Consider the following 230-nt stretch of genomic DNA (forward strand, 5'->3'; position numbering starts at 1 on the left):
CAATCGCAATACCACCGGCAACCAACCACAATACGTCCCAGTTGATCAGTTTGAGCTCTTCTTTGCCCATGATGCCCGTTAAGGTAAAGACTGCCAGAGGAATAATCGCGACGACGTACGTATTCATGCCATGAGCTTTGGTGGTCATCCACAAGACGATGGTGAGGGCGAAGGTCACGTAAACCACCATTGCGCGCCAGCTCTTTTTGAAAGTGCCATCCAACTTGAGT

At 50.0% G+C, this 230-nt stretch carries 1 pseudogene; it reads right to left on the minus strand.

From position 1 onward, the window contains the following. Window positions 1-230: pseudogene (locus R8N28_RS27395) on the minus strand (dihydroorotate dehydrogenase); the annotation flags it as partial.

The sequence above is a fragment of the Vibrio sp. Vb1554 genome (genome assembly GCF_033344235.1).